We start from the raw sequence: 1,758 nt of genomic DNA, 5'->3' as shown, positions 1-1,758 counted from the left end.
GCTGTTTTAGCTGCTCAGTGTAATGTTGTTGAGGGAAGCTTTGCGATCAATGTAGCTGTTCCAACGGCAGGAATTGCGCCATATACATTTAGTATTGATGGTGGTACATTCCAGTCTCAGGCGGCAACATTTACGGTATCAGGATTATCATCAGGTCCTCACAGTGTTGAGATCAAAGATGCTAACGGATGTGGTAACAAAGTTAACCTTACGATACTTGCCCCAATTGGCTTTACACCAGTTGTGACAGCTTTACCATCGTGTACGGTTGCTAAGGGAGAAATTACAGTAACAGCACAAGGCGGTTCATCAACTTACACTTATACTTTATTGAATTCATTAGGTACTGTTACCCTTGCAGGTCCACAGCCTGGGAATGTTTTCGCAGGTCTTGCGGCAGGCGACTATATCGTACGTGTTACAGATGCTTCATCAACAGCGTGTTCAGTAGATAAACCAATTAAAATAGAAGCGGCGCTTGCAGTAAGTTTTACTTTGGCTCATACCGATGTAAAATGTAACGGTGGCAGCGACGGAACAGTAACGGTTACTTTAGGGCCCTTAAGCAATAATCCTGCTTATAGTTATACCTTAAGCACTACTGCTTTACCAGCAGTAATTGTAGCAGGACCGCAGCCAGGTAATGTTTTCACAGGATTGGCAGCAGGAAGCTATACAGTTACGGTTACCTCAGGCAGGGATTGTTCAACAACCCTTCCTGTAACGATCAGCCAGCCATCTGCAGTTCAGGTTTTAGCTACATCGGCTGCAGCACCATTTACATGTGCTCCGGATAATTCAGCTAAGACTACTGTAGTTACGATAAATGCTACAGGTGGACAAGGTGCTTATACTTATAGTATTGATGGGATCAATTATTTCCCTGGAAATACATTTGATCTAGCCGATACAGGCTTAACATACGACTTAACGGTTTATGTAAAAGATGCCAACAATTGTCCTGCTTCAGGTTTGGTAAGAGTTACCACTCTTCCAAGAATTAATATGCCGGTAGTTTCAGTAAGCGCAGTAATTGACTGTAGAAATACAGGTTCATTAACTGTTACAGCTACAGGCGGATCAGGAGCATTGAGCTATCAGTTGCTTCCAAACGGAGCAGCCCAGGCAACAAATGTGTTCCCGGTAACAGGTGCAGGTGACTATTACTTCAGAGTTATAGACAATACTACAGGTTGTTATGTAGATACGGCTAAATTCACAGTTGCGCCATACGATTTAATCAATGTAACGGCAACTGCTGTAACACCGGTTACTTGTTTTGGAGATGCAGACGGATCAATCAGTATCAATGTTGCAGCTTACACAGGCACATATGATTATGAGATTTTAGATGCAGCAGGTGCTTCGGTACGTTTAGTAACGGGAGCAAACACTACGGTGAACCCTCTTGTAATCACAGGACTTACAGCAGGTAACTATACTGTTGTGGTGAGAGCAACAGCGGGCGCTTTCTGTTCATCGACATCCAATGTTGTAACAGTAGGTTCGCCAAGTGCCACTTTAAGCTTAACATTTGCTACTAAAAATGATAATTGTAATACAGATGCAGGACAGATCAGTGCCACGGCACAGGGAGGAACAGCGCCGTATTACTACCAGATTCTACCAGCAACAAGTACGCCTCCAACATTGGCAGGTGCAGGATGGAGTACAACAAATAATGTACTTAATGCGGAATCGGGTAATTATGTTATCTATGTTAAAGATTCTAAAAACTGTCCGATACAATTACCGGCA

Annotated in this window: 1 protein-coding gene; it reads left to right on the top strand. The window is 43.2% G+C overall.

Going from position 1 to position 1,758, the window contains the following annotated elements:
* The coding region (locus tag AC1RRN_RS21415; protein ID WP_492969251.1) for a SprB repeat-containing protein at positions 1-1,758 on the top strand (1,758 nt) is incomplete at both ends.

Source organism: Flavobacterium sp. GW821-FHT11G01 (genome assembly GCF_058808175.1).
This window is presented reverse-complemented; position numbering and strand designations above follow the sequence as displayed.